General features: G+C 44.0%; 5 protein-coding genes. 3 read left to right on the forward strand and 2 right to left on the reverse strand.

The genetic code is table 11. The annotated features are described in order from the left end of the window. The first annotated feature begins 655 nt into the window (after positions 1-655). The gene (locus IM509_RS18530) at positions 656-790 is read left to right on the forward strand and encodes a hypothetical protein (protein WP_260441158.1); all 135 of its coding nucleotides are present in this window, start codon (positions 656-658) and stop codon (positions 788-790) included. Between the two features lie 62 nt (positions 791-852). On the opposite strand, the gene IM509_RS18535 is transcribed toward IM509_RS18530, so the two are convergent. Both IM509_RS18535 and der read right to left on the reverse strand, forming a co-directional pair. Next, a complete protein-coding gene (locus IM509_RS18535; RefSeq protein WP_072926937.1) occupies positions 853-1,728 on the reverse strand; it encodes an energy-coupling factor transporter transmembrane component T family protein in 876 nt (291 codons plus the stop codon). 3 nt (positions 1,729-1,731) lie between these two features. Next, positions 1,732-3,090: a ribosome biogenesis GTPase Der gene (gene der / locus IM509_RS18540; RefSeq protein ID WP_002782109.1), complete on the reverse strand. Its 1,359-nt coding sequence runs from the start codon at positions 3,088-3,090 to the stop codon at positions 1,732-1,734. 152 nt (positions 3,091-3,242) lie between these two features. Here der and IM509_RS18545 point away from each other — a divergent pair, with 152 nt between their 5' ends. Next, a complete protein-coding gene (locus IM509_RS18545; protein ID WP_002761350.1) occupies positions 3,243-3,494 on the forward strand; it encodes a helix-turn-helix domain-containing protein in 252 nt (83 codons plus the stop codon). Further along, the gene (locus IM509_RS18550; protein WP_185236751.1) at positions 3,472-4,176 is read left to right on the forward strand and encodes a hypothetical protein; all 705 of its coding nucleotides are present in this window, start codon (positions 3,472-3,474) and stop codon (positions 4,174-4,176) included. Before IM509_RS18545 ends, IM509_RS18550 begins: the two co-directional genes overlap by 23 nt. Positions 4,177-4,262 lie beyond the last annotated feature (86 nt).

Raw genomic sequence — 4,262 nt, forward strand, 5'->3', positions numbered from 1 at the left:
AAGCACCTCGGTTGAACTGGATGTCCACGCCCTTTTTCAGAATATAGGCACCCAAGCTACAAAGCGGTATTTTTTACCTAGGTTGGGACGGGTTGCCTACTTCTCAAGATACAAGGTTGGGTTGAAGCATGAAACCCAACTATAGTACGCTTGGATTGACCCAAGGAAACCCCACAAAAGGTCAGGAGAAGCGATCGCCGATTCCGACGGATTTAGGTGTTGGCTGTTGGGTTCCGCTTTCCTCTAAAATTGAGAGGTTTTCTTTAACCCATTGATTCGCTCAACCCAACCTACGAACTGAAATGTTGGGTTTCGCTTTCCTCTAAAATTGAGAGGTTTTCTTTAACCTATTGATTCGCTCAACCCAACCTACGGACTTCCTTGAAAAATCCCAACTTAGTAGATTTAGAAAAATGAGATGCACCCTGCCAAATGCCAAATCTTATCATACCTCATCTCTATAAGAAACGCCGTAACTTACTCTTATAAGTAATACTTTTTATCTGTTTAAATATCTATCTTTAGTAGGAAATTGGCGAGTGAGAAGTGGAAAGTGGGGAGTTTTTTGCTGTGAACAGTAATCAGTGAGGTTCTTCGGTTTGTCTTATGCAACGGACAGGGTTATAAGAAATGAAACTCTTATAGAGAAAGACATTTGGCGATTTTTGTCAATTGTTTTCTAGAGCGAACTAATCAAGTAAATCCCTTGCCAGATAAAGATTTAGTCGATTTATGCCACCCGATCGAACCAGACCAAGTAACGAAGAACTATCAGGTGAAAAGACAGTAGGAAACTTCTATTTAATACTGCACACTTAAAACTCAAATCTGATAACTGATCACTGATAACTGCTATAAACCACCCCAAACTAATCGGGCTGCCCAAAAGGGAATTAACAAAAATAAAGCGATAAAATCAGCCCATCTTAACTGTAATTGGTGCCAGCGTACTTGATGCTGATTGGGACTGGTAAAACCGCGAACCTCCATAGCAATTGCTATTTGTTCGGCGCGTAAAAGCAAATTATCTAGTAATTTTTCCACTACTGTTAACCAGACGTTTAAACTTCTTTTAATCCCTAATTTTTGCCAATCGATCGCCCTAGTTCGCACTGCCCTGGCTAGATTTTGCACTTCTTCTAAAACCAGAGGAATAAAGCGCAAAGACAGGGTCAGAGTCAGAGAAATTTCTGTCACAGGCACATTAAATCGCCGTAAAGGACTGATTAAATTCTCTAAACCTTCGGTAATTTCTTCTGGGGCCGTCGTCAACAAAAAGAGATTAGTGCTATAAATTAAAGTAAAAATTAGGGTACTAATTCTCACTGCTAATTCCAAAGAACGTCGGGTAACAAATAAACGGCCTCTATCCCATAAAACATACTGATAATCACTTGCTGGCGGTAAATTCAGCCCTTCCTCTGGTAAACGCGGCTGAATACTCACCGCTAAACCATCGGGAGTGATGGCAGTAATCAGAAAGACGATAATCGCTAAAAATATCAGCCAGCCCATCTGTTGCCGCCAGACGCGGGGGGGAATAGGTGCAAGCAGGGTTAACAACATTAATAATCCCACCAAAGCTAAACGCCACCAAGCATTAGCTAATAAAGGTGCTGCTAAAAACACCATTAACCAGATAAATTTTACCCTGGCATCTAGTTGATGTAGTCGGGTGATCGGTTGATCGAGATAAAGACCGATGGGCAAACTTCGCAATAAATCCATAAATTAGACCTTGGTGGCTCTATTAACCGTTTTTTCCACTTCTCGCGCCGGTTTGCCGCGCCAGATTAAGCGGATCGGGGTTCCTTTAAAGCCTAACTGTTGCCGGAATTGCCCTTCGATGTAACGGCGATAGTTATCATTAAAGCGCTGGGGATCGTTAACGAAAAGGGCGATCGTGGGGGGTTGACTCGATACTTGCGTGCCATAGTATAGTTTCCCCTGTTTTCCGCCCCTGGTGGTGGGGGGATTGTGCCATTTAACCGCATCTTCGATCACATCGTTGATTACCGAGGTACTGACGCGACGACGGTGAGATTCGGCGGCAATATCGACTAATTCGAGGATTTTGGTGACTCTTTGCCCCGTCATAGCACTGACAAAGATCATTTCTGCCCAATCCATGAAATACAGCCGATCCTGGAGCATTTTGGTGTAAGTATTGATGGTGTAGGTGTCTTTCTCCACCGCATCCCATTTATTGACCACTAGCACCACCGCACGCCCTTCTTCAATGATTCGCCCCGCTAATTTTAAATCCTGTTCGGTGACACCATCTAGCACATCGATGACGAATAGTACCACGTCAGACCGGCGAATTGCCTTAAAAGCACGGTTAATACTGAAAAATTCGGCTCCATAGTCCACATTCTTCTTACGGCGAATCCCGGCGGTGTCAATTAACCGATACACCTGTCCTTCTCGTTCAATTAAAGTATCGATCGAGTCTCTGGTGGTTCCCGAAATCGGACTAACGATCGCCCGTTGTTGTCCGGTTAAAGCATTGAGGAGACTGGATTTACCCACGTTAGGACGACCGATAATTGCCACTTTAATTTCTTCATTTTCGGGAATTGCCGCTGCGGGTGGCAAATATTTAATCACCGCATCGAGTAGTTCGCCTGTACCAGAACCGTGAATGGCCGAGATGGGGAAGGGTTCACCGATGGCTAATTCCCAGAATTCCGTCGCTTGCAGGATACCCTGTTCCACCGATTCACATTTATTGACGGCCAAAAGTATCGGGACATTTTGCTGTCGTAACCAAGCGGCAATTTCTCGATCGCCGGCGGTAATTCCCCCTTGCCCATCGACGACAAAAATCGCCACACTTGCCTCTGCTAGGGCGATTAAAGCCTGTTCGCGGATTAAAGGGAGAAATTCGCTGTCATCGTTAAAAACTAGCCCCCCTGTATCGACAATTTGAAAATCTCGATCGCACCAGAAAGCTGGTTGATAGGTGCGATCTCTGGTAATCCCGGGTTGATCGAAAACGATCGCCTGTTGATCTCCAGCGATACGATTGACGAGGGTGGATTTGCCCACATTGGGACGACCGATAATAGCGACGACAGGCAGTTTCATAAGAGGAGGAGGGGACGGAAATTAAAGACCCAATATTCTATCATAGCGATTTGCGATCGACCTTGGTTGATTTATCTGTTTCTGTTCGGCACTGAGACATTGAATACTTTAGTCTGTAGAACTTTGGTATACAAAAGACTAGAATTCAGGTTATGCAATCTGGTCAACTAGAGCAAATTTTAGGACGAGAGCTACAGCGTTATCGCCAAGAAAAAGGGTGGTCGCAAGAGTATTTGGCGGAAGTAACAGGTCTGCATAGAACTTACATCAGTCAACTAGAGCGAGGATTAAAAAGTCCATCGGTGAGAGTGCTTAGTCATATTACTAATGCTTTAGGTCTGAGGATGAGTGAATTTTTGTATTCCGTAGAGGAATCCCTAAGTGTTAACGAACGACGAGACTAAAAGACTAAAGCAGGCCATTCTAGCCGCAATTGCCTCACCATTGATTGGCTCGATCGAGGATTATAGCTGGGAAGCAATTTTTCATTATATCAAGAATATTCCTTTATCCGATCCTGCCCTAGGCAGAAGCAAACTACTCTACGATGCAGTGGACAGTAAAACTGCCAGTGGTTGGTCGCTAAAATCTCTACAACTGAATAGTTTAACTACAGATAATACCTTTTTGTTCGTAATTCAACGAGCAGATATTATCAAAAAAGCCATTCAACTTGGGGTTCCCTCTTTGAATCTGCAATCTTCCCCCGCACAACTGGGAACCGCTATTATTCAACACTGGAACGAGAAGATTCGCTCCAGTCAAACTGCTCAAAATGTCATCAACAGCTATGAGGGAATATTGCTAAAAAACCGAGAGGCCAATGAATATGTTTACTGTGAATACCCCCTTAATCCTCTTGATCCTAATGTTTTTTCTTGGGCATGGGCAATAGATAAAAAAACTGGGGGAGTAGGGGCAGGTTTACAGGGAAGCATCGCTGGCAAAACTCAGTTAGTTTGGTACAAAAATCAGAAACAGTTGTTTAGAAGCAGAACAATCCCCGCTGCCGCTATTCGTCTGAGAATTGAGCCCACATTCCGCACCCTCAACTGTCACATAAGCTGTCCCCCTCCAGAGACTTGAGTAAAAATACTTATCTGGTGAAGGTTTTCTCGGTGGCCGTTAGGGGGATATTGAGACCCCTAATTATGAAAAAATAGGAATTGTTG

Origin of the sequence: Microcystis sp. M31BS1 (assembly GCF_020245285.1) — a bacterium.
Taxonomy (GTDB): domain Bacteria; phylum Cyanobacteriota; class Cyanobacteriia; order Cyanobacteriales; family Microcystaceae; genus Microcystis; species Microcystis panniformis.